This is a genomic window from Methylobacterium sp. 4-46 (genome assembly GCF_000019365.1).
In the GTDB taxonomy this organism is placed as follows: domain Bacteria; phylum Pseudomonadota; class Alphaproteobacteria; order Rhizobiales; family Beijerinckiaceae; genus Methylobacterium.
The window spans coordinates 2,626,493-2,648,273 of sequence record NC_010511.1 but is presented as its reverse complement, the minus strand read 5'-3'; the positions used below and the strand labels follow the sequence as shown (position 1 = coordinate 2,648,273).

Below are 21,781 nucleotides of genomic sequence, written 5' to 3'. Positions count from 1 at the left end.
AGGGGCCGGGCGCCGGCCCGCGAGCGAGACGCCGGATGCTTCAGCTCCTCTCCTACCTGATCGACCCGCAATTCGTCGGCGCGGTGCTCGCCGCGGTGGCGGCGGCGGCGACGGCCTTCACGCTGCTGCAGCCCTTCCTGGAGCCGAACCGCCTCGCCCAGCGCATGAAGAGCGTGGGCGAGGAGCGCGACCGCATCCGCCTGCGCGAGCGCGACAGGCTCAACCAGCGCGGCAATCTCCGCCAGCAGCCCAAGGCCTACATGAAGCGCGTGGTCGAGCGCTTCAAGCTCGACAACTGGCTCGCCACGGAGGACGCCAAGAACAGGCTGATGATGGCCGGCTACCGCGGCCCGCAGGCCGAGACGGCCTTCCTGTTCTTCCGCCTCGTGATGCCGCTCGGCTTCCTGGTACTGGCGGTGTTCTACCTGTTCGTGCTGCAGGTGCTGAACCAGCCGTTCTCGATCCGGCTCCTGATCGTGATCGCGGCGACCTACGGGGGCGTCAAGGCCCCGGAGATCTTCCTCAAGAACCAGACCGACAAGCGGCAGGCGCAGATCCGCAAGAACTGGCCCGACGCCCTCGACCTGCTGCTGATCTGCGTGGAATCCGGCATGGCGATCGAGCTCGCCTTCCGGCGGGTCGGCGTCGAGATGGCCAACCAGTCCATCGTGCTGGCGGAGGAACTGGCGCTGACGACCGCGGAGCTGAGCTACCTCACCGACCGGCGCGTCGCCTACGACAACCTCGCGATCCGGACCGGCCTCGATTCCGTGAAGGCGGTCTGCACCGCCCTCATCCAGGCCGAGCGCTACGGCACCCCGATCGGCCAGGCCCTGCGGGTGCTCGCGCAGGAGAGCCGCGACCAGCGCATGAACGAGGCCGAGAAGAAGGCGGCCGCGCTGCCGCCCAAGCTCACCGTGCCGATGATCCTGTTCTTCCTGCCCGTGCTGTTCGTGGTGATCCTCACGCCTGCGATGGTGCAGGTCTTCGCCGCGAAGTAGCGCGGCCCCGCCGGGCCGGGCGCCGCGACGACGCGCGTCATACGAAATCCGATGATTGCTTCGCCATGCGGATGTCGGCTTCGCTCACGCGCCGCGCGGGCTTGGCATCCGCTGTCCGGACGATCACGTCCGGACAGTGGATCACTTGATCTCCGCGCAGGCGAGGCGGGCGCCCGCATTGCCGATCGGCTGGGTCGCGTGGTCGTCCTCGCCGGCGTGGATCACCAGGGCCGAGCCGTCCGCGTCCTTGAGGCCGCCCTCGCCGGTCAGCGCGGTCTCGCTCGACACCTCCGCGTTCACCGAGCCGTCCGCGTTGGCGAAGACGTTCGGCAGGTCGCCCTCGTCCGGGCCGTCCGGGTTGAGCAGTCCGTGCTTGCTGGATTCATGATTCACGTGACCCTTGGACAATTCGAACTTGGCGGTGTCCGAGCAATTCGCCACGGCATGGAAATGGATGCCGTGCCAGCCCGGGGACACGCCGCCCGGCTCGATGGTGAGCCGCAGGACCAGCGCGTTGGCGCCGTCGCGAATCTGGATTTTCCCGATCGTCGCGCCCTTGTTGTTCACGACCGGCGCCTCGTAGACCTGAACCGCCGGCGCCTGGGGCTGTTGTGCCCCGGCCGGACCGATCGCGCCGAGCGCGACGGTGCCGGCGAGCAGGATGCCTCTCGTCATCGACCCTCTCCTCTCCACGGCCGCATAAGGTAAGGGAGACGAGGCGTGGCCGACAGGGGCCGGACCGGACGGGAGGGCGTTTTGGCAAGCGAGGAGCGGGTGCGGGCCGACCGCCTCCTGGTCGAGGCCGGGCTGTTCGAGAGCCGGGCCCGCGCCCAGGCGGCCATCGCGGCGGGGCTGGTGCGGGCGGACGGGGCGCCGGTGCGCCGCGCCTCGGACCTGCTCTCCCGCGCGGCGGTCCTGGGCGCCGAGGCGCCCCACCCCTTCGTGTCGCGGGGCGGGCTCAAGCTCGAGGCGGCGCTCGACGCGTTCGGCGTCGATCCGGCCGGCCTGACCTGCCTGGATCTCGGCGCCTCGACCGGCGGCTTCACGGACGTGCTGCTGCGGCGCGGCGCGGCGCGGGTCTACGCGGTCGATGTCGGGCGCGGCCAGCTCCATCCGCGGATCGCCGCCGACCCGCGCGTCGTCTCCCACGAGGCCACCGACGCCCGCGGCCTCGCGCCGGACCTGTTCGCCGCGCCGCCCGCCCTCGCGGTGGTCGACGTGAGCTTCATCTCCCTGCGCCTCGTCCTGCCGGTGCTGCCCGCCCTCCTCGCCCCGGCGGCGCGCCTCGTCGCGCTGATCAAGCCGCAATTCGAGGCCGGGCGCGAGCGGGTCGGGCGCGGCGGCCTCGTGCGCGACGCCGCCGTCCAAGCGGAGGTCTGCGCGGGCATCCGCGACCTCGTCGGCGCGCTCGGCTTCCGGGTCGAGGGCCTGATCCCCTCGCCGATCGAGGGCGGGGACGGCAACCGCGAGTTCCTGATCGGCGCGCGCCGGAGCGAGGACAGGGCATGAGTGGGGCGGATCCGGAGATGACCGTCGCCATCGCGCGTCTGGGCGCGCGCGGCGACGGGATCGCGGCGGACGGGCTCCTGGTGGCCGGCGCCCTCCCGGGCGAGAGCGTGCGCGCGCGGCCCGAGGAGAGCCGCGGCGGCCAGCGCCGCGCCCATCTGGAAGCGGTGCTGACCCCCTCGCCGGACCGGGTCGCGCCCTTCTGCCCCTATTTCGGCCGCTGCGGCGGCTGCGCGATCCAGCACCTCGCCCCGGAACCCTACGCGGCCTGGAAGCGCGATCTGGTCGCGACCGCCCTGGCGCGGGCCGGGATCGCCGCGACGGTGGCGCCGCTGCGGGACGCGCACGGGGCCGGGCGTCGGCGGGCGACCTTCCACGTCCGGCGGGTCGAGGGCGCGCTCGAGGCCGGCTTCATGGCGGCGCGCAGCCACGCCCTCGTCGCGATCGACCATTGCCCGATCACCGAGCCCGCGCTGCACCCCGCCCCGGACGCGGCCCGCGCCCTGGCGCGCCCGCTCGGCGGCGGCAAACCCCTCGACGTCCAGGCCACGGTGACCGAGGCGGGGCTCGACGTCGACCTGCGCGGGCACGGGCCGGCGGATGGGCGCGCACGCCAGGCCCTGGTGGCGCTGGCGGGCGACCTCGATCTCGCCCGCCTGTCGCTGCACGGCGAGGTGCTGGTGGAGCGCCGCCCGCCGCTGCTCCGGGTCGGCCGCGCCGCCCTCGTGCCGCCGCCGGGCGGCTTCCTGCAGGCGACCCGGGCCGGCGAGGCGCTGCTCGGCGACCTCGTTGTGGCGGGCGTCGGCGACGCCAAGCGGGTCGCCGACCTGTTCTGCGGATCGGGCGCCTTCTCGCTGCGCCTCGCGGAGGCGCGCGGCGTGCACGCGGTCGAGGGGGACGCGGCGGCGCTCGCCGCCCTCGACCGGGCCGTGCGCGGCGCGCCGGGCCTGCGCGCGGTGACGACGGAGCGCCGCGACCTCTTCCGCCGCCCCCTCCTCGCCCCCGAACTCGACCGCTTCGACGCGGTGGTGTTCGACCCGCCGCGGGCCGGGGCGGAGGCGCAGGCGGCCCGCCTCGCCGGCTCGAAGGTGCCGGTGGTGGTCGGAGTCTCCTGCGATGCCGGAACCTTCGCGCGCGACGCCGCCCTGCTCATCGCCGGAGGCTACCGGCTCGACGAGGTGGTGCCGCTGGACCAGTTCCGGCACTCGCCGCACGTCGAACTCGTCGGGGTGTTCCGGCGGCCCGCGCGCCGGCGGCGATGACGGCCGGGTCCGGGAGCCTCGCGGACCGACGCCGCGGAGCGCCCGGCCTGCCGCTTCCCCGCATCCGGGCCCCTCACACCAACGGCTCAGGATGCTGACGCATCGAGCCGTTGGTCCATCTCGAATTTGCGATTTCAAGCCAAAGACTTGGCGAGAATTCGAGAGCAGCACCACCGGTCATTTTCAATGACCGGCGGTATCAGAACAGGCTCCCCTGCGCCGGTGCCGGGCGTGCCGGGGGTGGGGGCGGCGCGGCCTCGTCCTCTCCCGCCAGCAGCGCCGGGTCGTCGTTGCGGTGGTCGTTCACGCGGGGATGCGCGGGGGCGAGCGTCAGCCACTCCTCCGGGCAGGGCCGGCACAGGGCGGAGGCCCGCGCGGCGTCCACCTGGCCCAGGTCGAGCCAGGCCTCGACCCCCTCGGGCGACAGGATCGCCGGCATGCGCTCGTGCACCGCAGCCAGGAGCCCGTTCGCCGCGCAGGTGACGATGGCGGCCGTGTCGATCTCGGAGCCGTCCCGGCTGCTCCAGGTCTCCCACAGGCCCGCGAGGGCCATCGGCCGCCGGTCGGCGCGGCGGATCAGGAACGGGGCCGCGCCGCGCCCGGCCCCGCGCCGCCACTCGTAGAACCCGTCCGCCAGGAAGACGCAGCGCCGGTAGCGCAGGGCGTTGCGGAAGCTCGGCTTCTCGGCCGCGGTCTCGATCCGGGCATTGATGATGAGCGGGAACTCGGCCGGGTCCTCGACCCAGGCGGGCAGGAAACCCCAGCGCATCAGCACGAAGCGCCGCCGCCCGTGCTCCGCCGTGACCACGGGGACCGGCTGGGTCGGCGCCACGTTGTGCCGGGGCGGGAAATTCGGCCGCTCGGCGTAGCCGTAGGCGTCTCGGAACAGCTCGGGCGGCGACAGGATCACGAAGCGGCCGCACATCCCCGCACCCTCACAGCCAGCGCTTCCAGCGGAAGAACCCGTACGGCAGGATCGCCGCCACCACCATCATCACGATCGCCATCGGGTAGCCGTAGGGCCACTCGAGCTCCGGCATCGCCTTGAAGTTCATCCCGTACATCGACGCGATCAGAGTCGGAGGCATGAATACCACCGCCATGACCGAGAACAGCTTGATGATGTTGTTCTGCTCCAGGTTGACGAGCCCGAGCGTGGCATCGAGCAGGAACTGGATCTTGCCGGACAGGAAGGTGGCGTGCTCCTCCAGGGATTGCAGGTCGCGCAGGGTGGAGCGGACCTCCTCGCGGATCTCGCGCGGCGCCTTGCTGGTCCGGTAGCTCGCCGAGAGCGACAGCAGGATCCGCTCCATCGACACGAGGCTCTCGCGCTGCTTCGAGAGCAGGTCGTTGTGGCGCCCGAGCCCGCGCAGGGTCTCCTGCAACTCGGCGTTGCGGGCGCCGGGGTCGTCCCGCTCGGCGAAGACCATGCGGGAGATCGCGTCGATGCGCTCGCCCTGGAGCTGGAGCACGTCGGCGGCGCGGTCGATCACCGTCTCGATCAGCCCCGACAGGATCGCCTCGCCGCCGAGCATCACGCCGGCGGGCCGGGCCGCCCGCTGCACGAACATGCGGAAGGCCAGCGGGTCCTCGTAGCGCACCGTGGCGAGGCGGTTGTCGCGCAGGATGAAGGTGACGCCGGTGAGGATCGCGTCCTCCGTCTCCACGCGGCAGAGCAGGCGCCCGGTCATGTAGCGGGCGCCGGCCTCGACGTAGAGCAGTTCGGACGGCTCGATGTCCTGCATCTCCTCCCGGGTCGGGATGGAGATGCCGAGGAACGCCTCGACCCGGTGGTCCTCGTCCCGGGACGGCTCGACGAGGTCGATCCAGAGGGTGTCGGGCGGGATCGGCTCGTGGGGGTCGAGGAGGCGCCGCTCGAGGAGCGGCTGCCCCGTGCTGGCGCAGGCGTTCGGCTGGTGGACGAAGATCAAGGGCGGGCTCAGTCGAGGGCGTGGGGCGGAGGCACGCTCGTATCCGGCACGAAGAAGTCGGGCGCAAGCGGCACGCCCGGTGTGACGCGGTAGTGTGAGAAGTCCGTGACGCCCTCCGCGGCGAGGAAGCTGTCGTCGATGAGGAACTGCCCGCTGAACGCGCGCGCCGGCTTCTGGAAGATGCGCCAGGCGGCGTCGGCCAGGATCTCGGGGGTGCGGCTCGCCTGCATGAGCGCGTCGCCGCCGAGCAGGTTCCTCACCGCGGCGGTCGCGATCGTGGTGCGCGGCCAGAGCGCGTTCACGGCGATGCCCTTGCGGCGCAGCTCGCCCGCGAGGCCGAGCACGCACAGCGACATGCCGAACTTCGCCATCGTGTAGGCGAGGTGCGGCGAAAACCACTTCTCCTGCATGTCGAGGGGCGGCGACAGCATCAGGATGTGCGGGTTCTCCGCCCGCTCCAGGTGCGGGATCGCGTATTTCGAGACGACGTAGGTCCCGCGCGTGTTGATCTGATGCATCAGATCGAAGCGCTTCATCTCGGTGGCCGGGGTGGTGGTGAGCGAGATCGCGCTCGCGTTGTTCACCACGATGTCGAGCCCGCCGAAGCGCGCCGCGGTGGCGTCGATCGCCTCCCGCACCTGCGCCTCCTCGCGCACGTCCACGACCAGGGGCAGCGCGGTCCCGCCCGCCCGCTCGATCGCCTCGGCGGCCGTGTGGATGGTGCCCTCCAGCTTCGGGTGCGGCTCGGTCGTCTTGGCGGCGATCGCCACGTTCGCGCCGTCGCGGGCCGCCCTGAGCCCGATGGCGAGCCCGATGCCCCGCGAGGCGCCGGTGATGAAGAGGGTCTTGCCCTTGAGTGACATGGGGAACTCCGTTGGGGCGAGTGGCGACGATTCGGCCTCAATCCGTCACGTGGGATTCGGTCCGCGATCTCTTGCGAACACGCGCGTCGCGGATCGCCGCCCGCCGGAGCGACGCCCGATCACGCTGCGATCGGACGCTGCTCCGGGTCGTCGATGGTGCCGCGTCGGCTTCGACGGACCGGCATCCCCGTCGTCGGAACACGCTCTAATCGCCATCCGCCGCTCCGCCTCCGAGCCGAAAGCGCTGCGGCTGAGACCCGTCCTCGTCGGTGAAGCCGTAGGTGCGGGCGAGGTCGGCGACGTGGAGCGTGCGACCGGCCTGGGCGGCCACGGCGGGATCGCCCGCCAGCGCCGCCACGGCCCGTCCCGCGTAGAGGGGGCTCTCGGCCCCGGTCGGGTCGGTCCCGGCCGAGAGGGCGCGCTCGGTGCGCACCGGCCCGGGCGCCAGGGCGAGGGCCGTGACCCCGCGCGGGGCGAGTTCGGCCCCGGTCGCGAGGGCGAGCCGGTTGGTGGCCGCCATGGCGAGATCGTAGAACAGGTCCCCCAGATAGCCGTCCTCGGTCCCGAAGGAGACGAAGACGACGAGCCCGGTCTTGGCCGAGACCATCGCCGGAGCCACCGCCCGGGCGAGGAGGAGCCCCGCATAGGGGCCCGATCGCAGGGCGTGGCCGAGCGGGGTCGCGGCCCGGCGCCAGAACGGGTCGCCCCAGGCGGCCCCGTCCGGGAAGCGCTCGCCGTCGAAGCCCTCGTGGCCGCCCCAGACGCTCGACACCGCCAGGTCGAGGCGGCCGAAGCGGCGCAGGGCCCAGTGCACCAGCCCGTCGACCGCCTGCTCGCGCGTGTGGTCGCAGAGGTAATGGAAGCCCCGCCCCCCGGCGAGGTCGACCTCGCGGGCGGCATCCTCCAGCACCTCCGGGCGGCCCTCCGTGCGCGGGCCGCTCTCGCTGGAGCGCCCGGTGACGATCACGGTGGCGCCCGCCTCGCCGAGCGCCCGGGCGATGCCGCGCCCGACGCCCCGCGAGGCCCCGGCGACGAGGCAGATCCGGTTCGACAGGTCCGGGACGCCGGCGGGCCTCATCCCCGGCTCTTGCTCTTGTCCAGGAAGGCCCGGAAGGCGGCCTGCGCCTCGGGCGAGCGCAGGGCGGCGTCGAAGGCCGCGACCTCCGCGTCCAGGGCCGCCGCCACGGCGGCGTGGTCGCCGCGGATCAGGGCGCGCGTGGCCGCGAGGGCGCCGCGCGGCTTGGCGGCGAGCTTGGCGGCCTGGGCGAGCGCGTGGTCGAGGAGCGCGTCGCTCGGCAGGAGGGCGTTGGCGAGGCCGAGGCGCAAGGCCTCCTCGCCCCCGAAGGGCTCGGCCAGCATCAGGATCTCGCTCGCCTTGGCGAGGCCGACCCGGCGCGGCAGCAGGTAGCTCGACGCCGCCTCCGGCACGAGCCCGAGATCGACGAAGGGGGTGCGGAACTGCGCCCGGGGCGAGACGTAGACGAGGTCGCAATGCAGCGTCAGCGTCGTGCCGATGCCGATGGCGAGCCCGTCGACGGCGGCGACCATCGGCGTGCGGGTGACCGAGAGCTGGCGGATGAAGCGCAGCGAGGGCGCGTCGCCGAAGGCGGCGCCCGCCCGCGCCACGAAATCGGCGATGTCATTCCCGGCCGAGAAGGCGCCCTCGCCGCCCGCGAACACGATGGCGCCGGTGCCGGACCCGTCCGCGTCGGCCGCGATCAGCGCCTCGCGCATGGCGTCGTACATGGCGCCGGTGAGCGCGTTCTTCTTCTCCGGCCGGGCCAGCCGGATCAGGCAGACACCGCCCGCCTCCCGGGTGATCCTGACAAGCTCGGTCATGGGACGTCCTCGGTCGTGGTGACGGGATCGGGGGACGCGGCGTCGCGGCGCGGCGTGCCCCCGCGGAGGGGGAGGCTCGCGCTCCGGTCCGGCCGGGGCGCGGGCGGCGTTCGTCGGGGCTCCGGAGGGGCTCAGCTCGCCAGGGCGAGCGGCGCGTCCTGCAGGTAGCCGGCCCCGGAGGTCACGGTGTCCTCCAGCCCGCGGGCCGCCGTGGCGAGGTTCTCGGCGAAGAACCGCGCCAGCGCGACGCGGGCCGGATGGGCCGGATCGGTGTCGCCCGACGCGGCGGCGGCCTGGGCGGCCAGCGCCGCCTGGGTCAGCGTCGCCCCGCCCTGCGCGAGGCCGAACAGGCGCAGGTAGGGCGTCGCCCCCGCCAGCGCCTCCTCGGGCCGGTTCGAGCGCAGCGCGCGCAGCAGGAAGCTCGTCGCCCGGTCGAGGCTCTCGACCGCCTCGCGCAGGCGCGGCGCCGTCAGCCCGAAGGCCGGACCGCCCTCGCGCAGCGCCCGCTCGGCGAGGCCGCGCATCCGGGCAATCTGCGCCCGGACGATTTCGCCCTCCCGGAGCGGCAGCTTGCGGGTCACGAGGTCGATCGCCTGGATCCCGTTCGTGCCCTCGTAGATCGCCGCGATGCGCGCGTCGCGCAGGTGCTGGGCCGCCCCGGTCTCCTCCACGAAGCCCATGCCGCCGTGGACCTGAATGCCGAGCGAGGCCACCTCGATGCCGATATCGGTCGAGAAGGCCTTGGCGACCGGGGTGAGCAGCGAGGCCCGGTCCAGCGCCTCGCGCCGCTCCGCCTCGCTCGGGGCGCGGTGCGCCCGGTCGAGCGCCTCGGCAGTGAGGTAGCAGATGCCCCGCGACGCCCCCGTCAGCGCCTTCATGGTCAGCAGCATGCGCTGCACGTCCGGATGGCCGATGATCGGGCTCATGCCCTCCGTCCCGCCGGCGGCCCGGCCCTGGCGCCGGTCCCGGGCATAGGCCAGCGCCTGCTGGGTGGCCCGCTCGGCGATGCCGACGCCCTGCAGGCCGACGCAGAGGCGGGCGTTGTTCATCATCGTGAACATGCAGGCGAGGCCGCGATTGGCCTCGCCGACGAGCCAGCCGACCGCGCCCTCCCCCTCGCCGTACACCATCGTGCAGGTCGGCGAGCCGTGGATGCCGAGCTTGTGCTCCAGCCCGGCGCAGCGCAGGTCGTTGCGGCGCCCGTCCGGCAGCACCTTGGGCACCAGGAAGAGCGAGATGCCCCGCGTGCCGGCGGGCGCGTCGGGCAGCCGCGCCAGGACGAGGTGGATGATGTTGTCGGTGAGGTCGTGCTCGCCCCAGGTGATGTAGATCTTCTCGCCCCGGATCCGGTAGGTGCCGTCGCCGGCGGGCTCCGCCTTCGTGCGCAGCCCCGACAGGTCCGAGCCGGCCTGCGGCTCGGTGAGGTTCATGGTCGCGGTCCAGGTGCCGGTGACGAGCTTCTCCAGGTAGCGCGCGCGCAGCTCCTCCGAGCCGTGCGCGGCGAGCGCCTCGACCCCGCCCGCCGTGAGCAGCGGCCCGAGCCCGAAGGACATCGAGGCGGCGTTCCACATCTCGACGCAGGCCGCGTTGAGCAGGAGCGGAAGGCCCTGTCCACCGTAGGCTTCCGGGCCCGGCAGCGCGTTCCAGCCCGCCTCACTCCAGGCGCGGTAGGCCTCGCGGAAGCCCGGCGGCATCGTCACGGCGCCGTCCCGCAGCACGGCGCCCTGCCTGTCCCCGACTTGGTTGAGCGGCGCCACCACGTCGTTGGCGAAGCGGCCCGCCTCCTCCAGGATCGCCTCGGCGAGGTCGGCGGTGAGGTCCCCGTGCAGCCCCTCGGCGATCGCTTGGTCGAGCCCGGCCACCTGCCGGATCGTGAAGGCCATCTCGGCCACCGGTGCGCGAAAGCTCATGCGGATCCTCCCGGGACAGCGCCGCCCGGCCGCGCGGGCCGGGGCCTCGTCATTTGACGCGAAGCCGTGCCCGAGGCTAGGGCCGCTGTCATGCCGGAAGATAGTTTACATGTGAACCAATTCGGGTCAACGGGTCGGGCGACCCTGCGGCTCGCGGGCGACGCCGCCGGGGTCGCGGCCGCGGCGGAGCTGCTGCGGGCCGGCGCGGTGGTCGCCTTCCCGACCGAGACGGTCTACGGCCTCGGCGGCGACGCGACCGACGGCGCGGCGGTGGCGGCCATCTACGCCGCCAAGGCGCGCCCGCGCTTCAACCCGCTGATCGCCCACCTGCCCGAGGCCGCGGCCGCGCGGCGCGAGGGCGTGTTCGGCGCGCAGGCCTCGCGCCTCGCCGAGGCCTTCTGGCCCGGCCCGCTCACCCTGGTGGTGCCGCGCGCTCCGGAGGGGAGCGTCTGCGACCTCGCCCGGGCGGGGCTCGACAGCGTGGCGCTGCGGGTGCCCGCCGCGCCCCTCGCGCGCGACCTGCTGCGCGCCGTCGGCCGGCCGATCGCGGCGCCCTCGGCGAACCGCTCCGGGCGGGTCAGCCCGACCCGGGCCGAGCACGTGCTCGCGGATCTCGACGGCCGCATCGCGGCGTTGCTCGACGGCGGTCCCTGCCCGGTCGGGGTGGAATCGACGATCGTGGCCTGCCTGGACGATGCCCCGCGCCTGCTGCGGCCGGGGGGCGTTCCGCGCGAGGCCCTCGAAGCCGTGCTGGGCGGCCCGCTCCGGGCGGCCGCCCCGGCGGGCGCGGCGCCGGTCTCGCCCGGCCTGCTCGCCTCGCATTACGCGCCGCGGGCCGCGCTCCGCCTCGACGCGGCCGAGATCCGGCCCGGCGAGGCGGCGCTGCTGTTCGGCGGCGCCCGGCCGCCCGGTCTGGCGGCGGCGGCGGCGCGGCTCGATCTCAGCCCGCGGGGCGACCTGGCGGAGGCCGCGTCGCGGCTCTTCGCGGCCCTGCGCACCCTCGACGCCTCGGGAGCGGCGACGATCGCCGTCACGCCGATCCCGCGCGAGGGTTTGGGCGAGGCCATCGCCGACCGGCTGGCGCGGGCGGCGGCCCCGCGCTGAGCCGGAAAAAATTCGAGCGGCCGGCGGAACCGGCCGCGGTGGGGTGGCGTTAATGGTTCATCGAAGGCCATCTCAAGCCCCCATCGGCCTTCCCCCTTCCAAGGCCCGGACAGGTTCCGGGCCTTTTTCTTTGAGCAAGGCCCGGACAGGTTCCGGGCCTTTGTCTTTGGGGCTTTCAGCCCGCGAGCTTGGCGGCGATGCCCGCCACGTGCCGGCCCTGGTAGCGGGCACCGTCGAGCTCGATCGGCGAGGGCTGGCGGCTGCCGTCGCCGTCCGCGATGGTCGAAGCGCCGTAGGGCGAGTTGCCCATCACCTGCGACACGCCGAGCTGGCCCTGGAAGGCGTAGGGCAGGCCCACCAGCACCATGCCGTGGTGCAGCAGCACCGTGTGGAAGCTGAGGATCGTCGATTCCTGGCCGCCATGCTGCGAGGCGCTCGAGGTGAAGACCGAGCCGACCTTGCCGACCAGCGCGCCCTTCATCCACAGGCCGCCGGTCTGGTCGAGGAAGTTCTTCATCTGGGACGCCATGTTGCCGTAGCGGGTCGGCGTGCCGAAGATGATCGCGTCGTAGTTCGGCAACTCGTCGACGCGCGCGAGCGGCGCCGATTGGTCGAGCTTGAAGTGGGACTTGCGCGCGACATCCTCGGGCACGAGCTCGGGCACGCGCTTGACGTCGACCTCGGCCCCCGCCTCGCGGGCGCCCTCCGCGACCGCGTGGGCCATCTGCTCGATGTGGCCGTAGGTGGAGTAGTAGAGAACCAGAACCTTCGCCATCGCAACCTCCATGTCGACCGCCAGCGGCGCGGGCCGAGCTGCCGGCACCATCGGGGATCGCCCGCCGCGACGGAATGGCCTAAACTGCAAGCGCGATCTTGCAGGAGTGCACGCGACGCCGTGGCGAAGACGCTCGCCTGGGACGATTTCCGCCTGATCAAGGCGATCGCCGACCAGCGCGGGCTCGCGCCCGCCGCCGAGCGGCTCGGCATCAACGCCTCGACGGCGTTCCGGCGCCTCGGCCAGATCGAGGCGGCGCTCGGCACCATGCTGTTCGAGCGCCACCGCGCCGGCTACGCGCCGACGCCCGCCGGCGAGGCGATGGTCCGGGTCGCCGCCCGCATGGAGGAGGACGTCGCGGGCTTCTCGCGCCGCCTCGACGGGCAGCTCCTCGCCCCGTCCGGCGAGCTGCGGGTGACGACGGCGGATTCCCTGTTCACGGACCTGCTGGCGCCGCTCCTCGCCCGCTTCGCCGACCGCTACCCGGAGGTGCGCCTCGACGTCGTCCTGTCCAACCGGCCGCTGAACCTGTCGAAGCGCGACGCCGACGTCGCCCTGCGCGCCACCGACGAGCCGCCCGACACCCTGGTCGGGCGCCGCCTCGCCACCATCGCCTGGGCGCTCTACGGGCGGGCGGAGGACGGGACGGAGACGCCCCCGGCCGCGCGCCGCTGGGTCTCGCTCGCGCAGGAGACCGGCGCCGCCAAGGTCGCCCGCTACGTCGCGGCCCGGGCCGATCCGGGCCGGGTCGTCCTGCGCCTCGACACCGTCTCGGCGCTGGTGGCGGCGGTGGAGGCGGGGATCGGCATCGCGCCCCTGGCCTGCCTCGCGGGCGATCGCAGGCCGGGCCTGATCCGCCTCTCGCAGCCCGAGCCGGACCTCGCGGCCGGGCTCTGGCTGCTCACCCACGCGGATCTGCGCCACGCGGCGCGCGTGCGCGCGTTCCTCGACTTCGTGGCGACCGAGATCGGCCGCCTGCGCGACTGCATCGAGGGACGCGGGGTCAGCGCACCTCGATGATCTCGACGTCGTGGTCGGCGACCCGCACCACGTCGCCGGCCAGCTTGCCGGTGAGCGCACGGGCGAGCGGCGCCACGTAGGCGATGGAGCCCCTGGCCGGATCGGCCTCGTCCTCGCCGACGACGCGGTAGGTCTGGCGACTGCCGTCCTCGCGCTCGACCACCACGGTCGAGCCGAAATGCACCGTGTCACCGGGCGTGGGCTCGATCACCTGGGCCGAGTTGCGGCGCGCCGTCCAGTACCTCAGGTCCCGGTTCGTGCGCGCCAGCCCGGCCTTGTCGTCGGGGCTGAGCGCGGCGTGCTCGGCATGCAGCCGCTCCAGCTCAGCCTCGATCAGGGCGAGCCCCTGCGGGGTGACGAAGTTGGGGTGGGGGGAGAGCGGGCGGTCGGGCAGGTCCTCGAAGGCCTCCCCGCCCTCCGGCTCACGGACGAAGGCGATGCTCATGAAAACGGCAATGCGCGGAGCAAGGTCAAGGTTCCCGCCCGGGGCGTGAGTTTCCGGCGGGCAGGATGATCACGTGATCGCCACGACCACCCGGCCACGGACGCGGCCGGCCAGGATCTCGGGCGCCGCGGTCAGCACCTCGTCGAGGCCGATCGTGGTCGTCATGGCGGCCAGCTTGGCCGGGTCGAGGTCGCGGGCGAGCCGGTTCCAGGCCTCGCGCCGCAGCGGCAGGGGCGCCATGGCGCTGTCGATGCCGAGGAGGGCGACGCCGCGCAGGATGAAGGGGGCGACCGAGGTCGGAAGGTCCATGCCCCCGGCATTGCCGCAGGCCGCGACGGCGCCGAGGGCCTTGGTCATCGACAGGAGGTTGGCCAGCGTGGCCCCGCCCACCGTGTCGATCCCCGCGGCCCAGCGCTCCTTGGCGAGGGGCTTGGCCGGTTTCGACAATTCGGCCCGGTCGATGATCTCGGCGGCCCCGAGGTCGCGCAGGTAGGCTTCCTCCTCCGACCGCCCCGTCGAGGCGATCACCCGCCAGCCATTCGCCGCGAGCAGCGCCACCGCCACCGAGCCGACGCCGCCCGCCGCCCCGGTCACCACCGCCGGCCCCTTCTCGGGCGCGAGGCCGTGCCGTTCGAGGGCCAACAGGCAGAGCATCGCGGTGTAGCCGGCCGTCCCGATCGCCATGGCCTGCTGCGGGGTGAAGCTCGCCGGCAGGGGAACCAGCCAGTCGCCCCGCACGCGCGCCTTCTGCGCGTAGGCGCCGAGATGGGTCTCTCCGGTGCCCCAGCCGTTCAGCACGACCGCGTCGCCCGGCTTCCAGTCCGGATGGTTCGACTGCTCGACGACCCCGGCGAAGTCGATGCCCGGGATCATCGGGAAACGGCGCACGACCGGCAGCGCGCCGGTGATCGCCAGCCCGTCCTTGTAGTTGAGGGTCGAGTGCGTCACCCGCACGGTGACGTCACCCTCCATCAGGTCGGCCTCGTCGAACGCCTTCAGGGCCACGGTCTGCCCCTGCTCGCCCTTCTCGATCACGATGGCCCGGAACTGCGCCATGCGCCCCTCCCCGTCTTCAAGGGGCGGTTGTGGGGCGCCCGCGCGGTCGCGGCAAGGCGGAACGCCGCCTCGCCCACCCGTTTCGCGGCGGTCCCGGGCCCGAAAGGTCCGGCCCGGGGGTCAGTAGCCGCCGAGCGAGAACGAGGCCGCGGTGAGGCCGAAGGGCGTGGTCGGGGCCGGCGCGTAGACGCCCGGATAGCCGACGGAGCCGCCATAGCCGCCCGCCGGGACCCAGCCGGACCGGGCCGGCTCGACCAGCACGCGGCGCTGATAGGTGGCGTAGGCGGGCGGGATGACCTCCGGCACCACCTGCGGCGGGCGCACTAGCACCCGCCGCTGGCGGACGGCGAATTGCGGCGGCGTGGTCACCCAGCACCCGACCAGCTGGCCGTTGGCGTCGTAGGAGGTCTGCCAGACGCGACCGCCCGGCGAGACCATCACCTTCTCGGCGACCGTGTCGTAGACGGGCGGCACCACGTGGGTCACGGTCCGGGCCGGCCGCACCATGACCTGCTCGGACACGGTCCCGTAGACCGGGGGCGTGGTGACGTGCCGGTAGCACTCGGCGGAGGCGCAGCCGTAGCCGTAGCCGCCGGCCACGGCCGGCAGCGCGGAGGCGGCGAGGCCTGCCGCGGCGAGCAGGAGCGGAAGGCGGGCGACCGGAGCGGTCATCGGGTACTCCTTAACGGGAATCGGACGGTCGGTGGCCGGCGGCGGCAGGCCGCGCGTGGCCGCATCGAAGCCGGATCCCGGGCTCGGCGGCAAGTCGAAACCCCCGCAAGGGTAAAATCGCCCTCGGAAATTACTACGTATTTGCGACATAGACGGAGAGGTTCCCATAAGATTCTGCGCGTCCGGGCAGTCCTTGCGGGGAGTATGGGTGGCGCGGTGAGCGCGCTGGACCCGATTAAGCTTAATGCCGGGTGGGAAGACGGGGCGCCGCGCGCCGGTCCGGGCGAGGAACGGGGCGCGGATGCGAGGCCGCGCGGCGCTTGAGCGAAGCCGCCATCCGCATGGCGAAAGCAATCCGTCGGATTCGAATCAGGCGGCCCGGACCGAGGCCACGAAGCGCACCATCTCGGCCCGCAGCACCTCAGCCTGGCGCGCCAGCTCGCTCGCCGAGGCCAGGATCTGGTCCGCCCCCGCCCCGGTCTCGGCCGCGGCCCGGGCCACATCCGCGATCGTGGTCGTCACCTCCGAGGTCCCGGCCGAGGCGTGGCTCACCGACTGCACGATCTCCCGCGTGGCCGCGCTCTGCTGCGTCACCGCCGCGGCGATCGCCGCGGCCGTGGCGTTGATCGTCGCGATCGTGCGCGAGATGCCCTCGATCGCCGGAACCGCCCGCTGCATCGTCCCCTGGATCGCCGAGACCTGCCCGGCGATCTCGCTGGCCGCCTTGCCGGTCTGCTCGGCCAGGCTCTTCACCTCCGCGGCCACCACCGCGAAGCCGCGCCCCGCCTCGCCGGCCCGCGCCGCCTCGATCGTGGCGTTCAAGGCCAGCAGGTTGGTCTGGCCGGCGATCCCGGAGATCATCTCGATGATCGCGCCGATCCGCGAGGCGCCCGCCGACAGGTCCGCCACGATGGCGGCGGTCGCGGTGGCCTCGTGGACGGCCCCGCTCGCCAGCTGGGCCGCGTGCTCGACCTGCCGGCCGATCTCGACGACCGAGCTGCCGAGCTCCTCGGCGGCGCCGGCCACCGCGGTGACGTTGCCGGCGGCCTGCCCGGCGGCGGCGGTGACGGTGCGCGACTGGCGCGAGGCGTGGTCGGCCGAGCCGGTCAGGTGCTGGGCGGTGGCCTGGAGTTCGGTGGCGGCCGAGGACACGACCTGCACGATGCCGCCGACCGAGTGCTCGAAGGCGTCGGCCAGCTCGGTCATGGCGCGCCGGCGCACGGCCTCGCCGTCGCGGCGGGCGGCCTCGGCCTCGGCCTCGAGGGTGCGGTTGCGGGCCAGCCCGTCGCGGAAGACGTGGACGGCCTCGGCCATCGAGCCGATCTCGTCGCGCCGGCCGACGCCCGGGATGGCGGCGTCGAGGTCGCCCGAGGCAATGCGGTGCATGCTGGCGGTCATGGCGGCGAGCGGCCGGGTGACGCGGGTCCGGATGAGCCAGAAGGCGGCGGCGGCGATGGCCAGCATGGACGCGAGGGTGAGCCAGGCGAGCCGGGCCTCGGACCGCGCCCGGGCCGAGAGGTCCTCGATCCGCGCGATCGCGCTGTCGAAGGCGGCGTCGCGCATGGTGAGCACGATCCCCCACATCGGCAGCACGACGTCGCGGAAGCGCTTCACATCCACGCTGAAGCGGCCGGTAGCGAATTCCGTGCCGAGCGTGGCGCGCAGGGCCTTGAAGGGCTCGTAGTAGCCGGCGGTGGCCTGCCGGATCGCCTCGCGCAGGGCGGGCGCGGTGGTCGGGCGGGCGCCGGCCGCGGCGATGCGGGTCCAGATCGAGAGCACCTGCCCGTCCAGCTGGGTGAGCGTCGTGCGGGTCGCCTCCGGCACCGGCCTGCCCTGAGCGAGCAGGTTCATGAGAATTCCCGCCGAGCGTCCACCCACGTCGCGCAGCTCCCACACGCTCATGGCGAGAGTGCCGGCACCGTAGGCGACGCCGTCGGCCTCCGCGATCGCCTCCAGCTGCGCCTGGATCATGCCGGTGATCGCCTCGTTCATCCCGGTCGTGGTGTCGATCGTGGCCTGCGCGGCGCTGGCCCGCTGGTCGATCGGTACGGTCCGGATCACCTCCTCGCTGCGCCGGCGCAGGTCGGCGAGGACCTCCCGCTGGCGGTCGAGTTCGGCCCGAACGGGCGCGAGGGCGGGCATCGCGGCGACGAGGTCTGCGACCGCACCCTGCGCCGCCTGGAAGGCGGCGTCGGTCGGCTTGCGGGCGTCGGTCAGGGCTTGGCTCTGGGAGGTGTCGCCGGGCGCCACGGTGCCGAGCTGCAGCTGGATGACGCCGCGTTCCGGATTGGCGGTGGCCGGGATCTCGGCGAGCGCCTTGGCGGCCTTCAGCCGGGTCAGGGCGACCGCGTAGGTGTCGAGGCGGCGCTCGTGGTCGAGGCCGATCCAGAGCGCCAGCCCGCAGCCGAGCAGGGCGAGCGCGAGTACGATCGTCGGAAGCAGCCTTGCCAATCTCATTGTATTCCCCTGCTCAACGGACCCAAGCGGACCACCCGGCGATCGGCCGCGCAGAGAATTTCGAAGATGCCTTCGACGAAGCGCGCGCGCTCGCGTGGTGGGATCCGACAACCGCGCCGCCCGTCTATCGGCTTGCCGACGTCATTCGGATTAGATCGATTTTCCTGACGTTTGGTAATCGATCGGCATCATCGCCCGCGTCCGGCGCCGAATTTCGCTCCGCGGCGGCGCCTCGCGGCTGCCGCCGTCGGCCCGGCGCGCCGGGCCCATGCGCGAGGGGTCGACCCCCGGCATCCGCGACGCGTCACGCGCGCGGCCCGGCGCCGGGCGCCGGCGCGCTCAGCCGCACGGCACCAGCAGGACGAGCTTGCAATCGGGGCGGTCCGCCGGGCTGAAGCTGTGCTGGAGAAAGGTCACCGGGCCGTCCTCCGGGTGCAGGAAGCGGCGCAGGCCGCCGGTGCGGTCGCGGACGTCCTGCTCCTCCCAGATCACGGCGAAGAGCGGGCTCTCGCGGCGCAGCGCCGCCACCAGCGCCCGCGCCCGCGGATCGGCGCGGCCGTGGCCGAAATCGGCCCGGAACTCGGCGATCACGCGCCGCACGCGCTCGTCCCAGTCGGGGATCAGCCGCCGCGCCGCCGGATCGAGCAGGACGAAGCGCAGCAGGTTCGGGCCGGCCGCGGTCTCGAGCCAGCCGCCGAACAGGCGGCGGGCGGCCTCGTTCCAGCAGCACAGCGTCCAGAGCCGGTCGAGCCCGTAGGCCGGGGATGCGAAGGCGGCGACGGCGGCCCGCAGGGAGGCGGGCGCGTCGGCCCCGGGATCGGGCGGCGCGGCCCGCGGGTCCTTCCGGCCGGCGAGGTCGAACAGGTAGGCCCGCTCCGCCCGGGTGAGGCCGAGCGCGCTCGCGAGGCGACCGAGGGCCTGGGCCGAGACCTGCACCTCCCGCCCCTGCTCGATCCAGGCGCACCAGGTCGCGCTGATGCCGGCCCGCGCGGCGAGTTCCTCGCGGCGAAGCCCCGGCGTGCGCCGCCGGCCGGTCGGCGCCTCGGGGCGCAGGCGCTCGCGGTGCGCGCGCAGGAAGGCGCCGAGGTCGCGCCGCTCGTCGGGTCCCAGCATGGCAGCGCTCATACCAGGATAAACCCTCAACTTGTACCAGGCTGCGGGTCGGGCAGGATGCGGATCGGAGGGACCCCGATGGACAGATCGCACGAGACCCTGGTGACGGCGCAGTTCGGCCCGCAGGCCGCGGCCTACGTGGAGAGCGCGGTGCATGCCGCGGGCGAGGACCTCGCGGCCCTCGACGCGATCGCGGCGGCGGCCGCGCCGCGGCGCGCCCTCGATCTCGGCTGCGGCGGCGGCCACGTCGCCTACCGGCTGGCCCGGCACGCGCGCGCCGTGACGGCCTGCGACCTCTCGGCCGAGATGCTGGCTGCGGTGGCGGCGAATGCCGCCGCCCGCGGCCTGTCGGGGATCGAGACGGTCGAGGCGCCGGCCGAGCGCCTGCCCTTCCCGGACGGGCATTTCGACTTCGTGGCGACCCGCTTCTCGGCCCACCACTGGCGCGACGTGGAGGGCGGCCTGCGCGAGGCCCGGCGCGTGGCGGCGCGGGGCGCCCCGATGATCGTCATGGACGGGTGCTCGCCCGGCGCCGCGCTCCTCGACACCCACCTTCAGGCGGTGGAGCTGCTGCGCGACCCCTCGCACGTGCGCGACTACAGCGCCGCGGAATGGACCGGCATGCTGACCCGCTGCGGCTTCGTGATCGAGGCCTGCCGGACGTGGCGCGTGCGGATGGATTTCCCGACCTGGATCGCCCGGATGCGCACGCCCGAGGCGCATGTGGCGGCGATCCGCGCCCTGCAGGCCCTGGCCTCGGCCCCGGTCCGGGAGCATTTCGCGATCGAGGCGGACGGATCCTTCCTGCTCGACGTGCTGATGGTCGAGGCGCGGGCGGCCTGACCGGGTTCGCAGGCCCAACGGCGCCCGCGTCGCGCCGTCGGGCCGTCGTCTAGCTGCCGGAGACCTCCGCGCAGGCGAAGGCGCCGAGATCGAGGGCGTGGCCGGCGACGTCGCGCTTGGCCGCGAGGTAGCGCGCATTCTCGGGCGTCACCCGGCCGAGGGCCCGCTGCTCGCCCACCACCGCGAGCCCGGCCGCCGCCAGGGCCGCGACCTTCTCGGGATTGTTGCTGAGCACCCGCACCGAGGCGACGCCGAGGCAGCGCAGCATCGCGGCCGCGAAGTCGAAGCGGCGCTGGTCGAGGCCGAACCCCAGCATCTCGTCGGCCGCGTAGGTGTCGTAGCCCTTGGCCTGGAGCGCGTAGGCGCGGATCTTGTTGGCGAGCCCGTTCCCGCGGCCCTCCTGGTCGAGGTACAGGATGATGCCGCCGCCGTTCTGCGCCATCCACTTGGCGGTGCCGCGGAGCTGGTCGCCGCAATCGCATTTCAGCGAGCCGAACAGGTCGCCCGTGAGGCAGGCCGAGTGCACCCGCACCGCGACCGGCTGCGCCGGATCGGGCCGGCCGATCACCACCGCCACCTGGTCGCGCAGGCCCTCGCCGCCGCGGAAGACCACGAATTCCGTCTCGGGCGCCCCGTCGAGCGGCACGGGCGCGCGGCTGACGATCTGCAGGGCGGCGGCTTGGCGCGTGCGGAAAGCCTCGACCGCACCGGGCTCGACCGCGACGAGATCGCCGGGCGGCGCCGGCACCGGCACCACCAGCACGGCCGGGATGACCTGAGCGAGCCGGGCGAGTTCGAGGGCGACGGCGTCGGCCCGGGCCGGGCAGCAGACGGGCGCGTCGATGCGGCCGTCGACCCGCAGGGCGAGCGACACGATCCGCTCCGGGTCGATCTCCGGCATGGCGACGCAGCCCGCCTCGAAGCGATTCGCCAGCCCGATCCGGCGCAGCCGCGGGGCCGGCAGGACGAGGTGCGCGCCGGTGCCGAAGCGCTGGAGCGCGTCCGCGAGTTCGGGCGACACGGCCTCGGCGCTCACGGCGACGGCGCAGGTCTCGCCCGCGATCGCCACCGGACGACCGGCGCGCATCTCGGCGACGGCGCGCTCGACCTGGACCTGTTCGCGGCCGAGCCGCTCTTCTACAATCGTGACGGTCATGGACATCAGCAACTCGTGGACGTGCCGCCCGGGACCGAACCGCGTCGGGAGATCGTGATGAAGGCCGGGGTGGATGACGCAGGAGAGGGATGGATGGCCGCGCAGCCCTGGACGGGGCTCGGCGCGGGCCAGGGCACAGATGGGGTGGCGGCCACGCTTTTCTCGCCCCTGTCGGAAGGTTCCACCGTTCAACCTTTCGTGATTGCCCAGCTTGGTCAATCCCTCGACGGGCGCATCGCGACCCTGTCGGGCGACTCGAAATACATCAACCGGGGGGCCGCGCTCGACCATCTCCACCGCCTGCGCGCCCACGTGGACGCGATCGTGGTCGGGATCGGCACCGTGCTGGCGGACGATCCCCTGCTGACCGTGCGCCGGGTTCCGGGGCACAGTCCCGCCCGGGTGATCATCGACCCGGCCGGACGGATCCCGCCCGGCGCGCAGTGCCTGCGGGAGGACGGGGCGCGCCGCATCCTGGTCTGCGGGCCGCAGGCGCGGGTGCCGCCGGGGGTCGAGGTCCTGCGCATGGAGGAGCCCTCGCCCTTCCCGCCCCGGGCGGTGATCGCGGCCCTCGGCCGGCTCGGCTTCGCCAGGATCCTGATCGAGGGCGGCGCGCGGACGATCTCGGCCTTCATCGACGCGGGGGCGATCGACCGGCTCCACGTGATGGTGGCGCCGCTGCTGCTCGGCTCCGGCCGCCCCGGCCTCGACCTGCGGCCGATCGCCGCCCTGCGCGAGGCCTTGCGGCCGGCGACCCGCAGCTACCTGCTCTGCGACGGCGACGTGCTGTTCGACTGCGACCTGCGCCGCTGCGCCGAGACCTGAGGG

The 21,781-nt window shown here is 73.9% G+C and carries 21 protein-coding genes; 7 read left to right on the top strand and 14 right to left on the bottom strand.

Translation table 11 applies throughout. The features are described from left to right. Positions 1-35 precede the first annotated feature (35 nt). Complete coding sequence (locus M446_RS11340; RefSeq protein WP_012332246.1) at positions 36-1,001, top strand: type II secretion system F family protein; 966 nt, start codon at positions 36-38, stop codon at positions 999-1,001. Between the two features lie 141 nt (positions 1,002-1,142). Here M446_RS11340 and M446_RS11335 read toward each other — a convergent pair whose 3' ends face one another. Beyond that, positions 1,143-1,676, bottom strand: a complete 534-nt coding sequence (locus M446_RS11335) for a superoxide dismutase family protein (protein ID WP_012332245.1) — start codon at positions 1,674-1,676, stop codon at positions 1,143-1,145. A gap of 45 nt (positions 1,677-1,721) precedes the next feature. Between M446_RS11335 and M446_RS11330 the strand changes: the two genes are divergently transcribed. Next, on the top strand, positions 1,722-2,510 hold the full coding sequence (locus M446_RS11330) for a TlyA family RNA methyltransferase (protein ID WP_265576591.1): 789 nt from the start codon (positions 1,722-1,724) through the stop codon (positions 2,508-2,510). 17 nt (positions 2,511-2,527) lie between these two features. Continuing rightward, positions 2,528-3,769, top strand: coding sequence for a class I SAM-dependent RNA methyltransferase (locus M446_RS11325; protein ID WP_265576590.1), 1,242 nt, complete (start codon positions 2,528-2,530; stop codon positions 3,767-3,769). A 199-nt stretch (positions 3,770-3,968) separates the two neighbouring features. Here M446_RS11325 and M446_RS11320 read toward each other — a convergent pair whose 3' ends face one another. The 6 genes from M446_RS11320 to M446_RS11295 form a co-directional block, all read right to left on the bottom strand. Beyond that, positions 3,969-4,694, bottom strand: coding sequence for an SOS response-associated peptidase (locus M446_RS11320; protein WP_012332242.1), 726 nt, complete (start codon positions 4,692-4,694; stop codon positions 3,969-3,971). 10 nt (positions 4,695-4,704) lie between these two features. Beyond that, entirely contained in the window at positions 4,705-5,700 is a 996-nt protein-coding gene (locus tag M446_RS11315) for a magnesium transporter CorA family protein (protein ID WP_012332241.1), read from the bottom strand. A gap of 8 nt (positions 5,701-5,708) precedes the next feature. Continuing rightward, positions 5,709-6,563: an SDR family oxidoreductase gene (locus tag M446_RS11310; RefSeq protein ID WP_012332240.1), complete on the bottom strand. Its 855-nt coding sequence runs from the start codon at positions 6,561-6,563 to the stop codon at positions 5,709-5,711. Positions 6,564-6,768: 205 nt separating this feature from the next. After that, positions 6,769-7,641: an SDR family NAD(P)-dependent oxidoreductase gene (locus M446_RS11305; protein WP_012332239.1), complete on the bottom strand. Its 873-nt coding sequence runs from the start codon at positions 7,639-7,641 to the stop codon at positions 6,769-6,771. Next, positions 7,638-8,402, bottom strand: a complete 765-nt coding sequence (locus tag M446_RS11300) for an enoyl-CoA hydratase-related protein (RefSeq protein ID WP_012332238.1) — start codon at positions 8,400-8,402, stop codon at positions 7,638-7,640. The genes M446_RS11305 and M446_RS11300 overlap by 4 nt, the downstream gene beginning before the upstream one ends. Before the next feature lie 131 nt (positions 8,403-8,533). Next, positions 8,534-10,312 (bottom strand): acyl-CoA dehydrogenase, encoded by a 1,779-nt coding sequence (locus M446_RS11295; RefSeq protein WP_012332237.1) that lies wholly within the window; start codon positions 10,310-10,312, stop codon positions 8,534-8,536. A gap of 90 nt (positions 10,313-10,402) precedes the next feature. Between M446_RS11295 and M446_RS11290 the strand changes: the two genes are divergently transcribed. After that, entirely contained in the window at positions 10,403-11,416 is a 1,014-nt protein-coding gene (locus M446_RS11290) for an L-threonylcarbamoyladenylate synthase (RefSeq protein ID WP_085984464.1), read from the top strand. A 175-nt stretch (positions 11,417-11,591) separates the two neighbouring features. Here the strand turns inward: M446_RS11290 and wrbA are convergent, their stop codons facing one another. Continuing rightward, positions 11,592-12,191, bottom strand: coding sequence for an NAD(P)H:quinone oxidoreductase (gene wrbA, locus M446_RS11285; RefSeq protein WP_012332235.1), 600 nt, complete (start codon positions 12,189-12,191; stop codon positions 11,592-11,594). 120 nt (positions 12,192-12,311) lie between these two features. Between wrbA and M446_RS11280 the strand changes: the two genes are divergently transcribed. Beyond that, positions 12,312-13,211, top strand: coding sequence for a LysR family transcriptional regulator (locus M446_RS11280; protein WP_012332234.1), 900 nt, complete (start codon positions 12,312-12,314; stop codon positions 13,209-13,211). Here the strand turns inward: M446_RS11280 and greA are convergent. The 5 genes from greA to M446_RS11255 form a co-directional block, all read right to left on the bottom strand. After that, the gene (gene greA, locus M446_RS11275; RefSeq protein ID WP_012332233.1) at positions 13,195-13,656 is read right to left on the bottom strand and encodes a transcription elongation factor GreA; all 462 of its coding nucleotides are present in this window, start codon (positions 13,654-13,656) and stop codon (positions 13,195-13,197) included. The two genes, M446_RS11280 and greA, sit on opposite strands and share 17 nt — an antisense overlap. A gap of 69 nt (positions 13,657-13,725) precedes the next feature. After that, complete coding sequence (locus M446_RS11270; protein ID WP_012332232.1) at positions 13,726-14,712, bottom strand: MDR family oxidoreductase; 987 nt, start codon at positions 14,710-14,712, stop codon at positions 13,726-13,728. 120 nt (positions 14,713-14,832) lie between these two features. Continuing rightward, positions 14,833-15,384, bottom strand: a complete 552-nt coding sequence (locus M446_RS11265; protein WP_012332231.1) for a hypothetical protein — start codon at positions 15,382-15,384, stop codon at positions 14,833-14,835. 369 nt (positions 15,385-15,753) lie between these two features. Further along, positions 15,754-17,841 carry a methyl-accepting chemotaxis protein gene (locus tag M446_RS11260; protein ID WP_012332230.1) on the bottom strand — a complete coding sequence of 696 codons (2,088 nt, stop codon included), beginning with the start codon at positions 17,839-17,841 and terminating at the stop codon, positions 15,754-15,756. Positions 17,842-18,180: 339 nt separating this feature from the next. Continuing rightward, on the bottom strand, positions 18,181-18,954 hold the full coding sequence (locus tag M446_RS11255) for a helix-turn-helix transcriptional regulator (RefSeq protein WP_012332229.1): 774 nt from the start codon (positions 18,952-18,954) through the stop codon (positions 18,181-18,183). Positions 18,955-19,032: 78 nt separating this feature from the next. Here M446_RS11255 and M446_RS11250 point away from each other — a divergent pair, with 78 nt between their 5' ends. Then, a complete protein-coding gene (locus M446_RS11250) occupies positions 19,033-19,797 on the top strand; it encodes a class I SAM-dependent methyltransferase (RefSeq protein ID WP_012332228.1) in 765 nt (254 codons plus the stop codon). 49 nt (positions 19,798-19,846) lie between these two features. On the opposite strand, the gene ribA is transcribed toward M446_RS11250, so the two are convergent. After that, on the bottom strand, positions 19,847-20,959 hold the full coding sequence (gene ribA / locus M446_RS11245; RefSeq protein ID WP_012332227.1) for a GTP cyclohydrolase II RibA: 1,113 nt from the start codon (positions 20,957-20,959) through the stop codon (positions 19,847-19,849). Positions 20,960-21,046: 87 nt separating this feature from the next. On the opposite strand from ribA, the gene M446_RS11240 reads away from it, so the two are divergent. Further along, positions 21,047-21,778, top strand: a complete 732-nt coding sequence (locus M446_RS11240) for a RibD family protein (protein WP_012332226.1) — start codon at positions 21,047-21,049, stop codon at positions 21,776-21,778. The last annotated feature ends 3 nt before the right edge of the window (positions 21,779-21,781 follow it).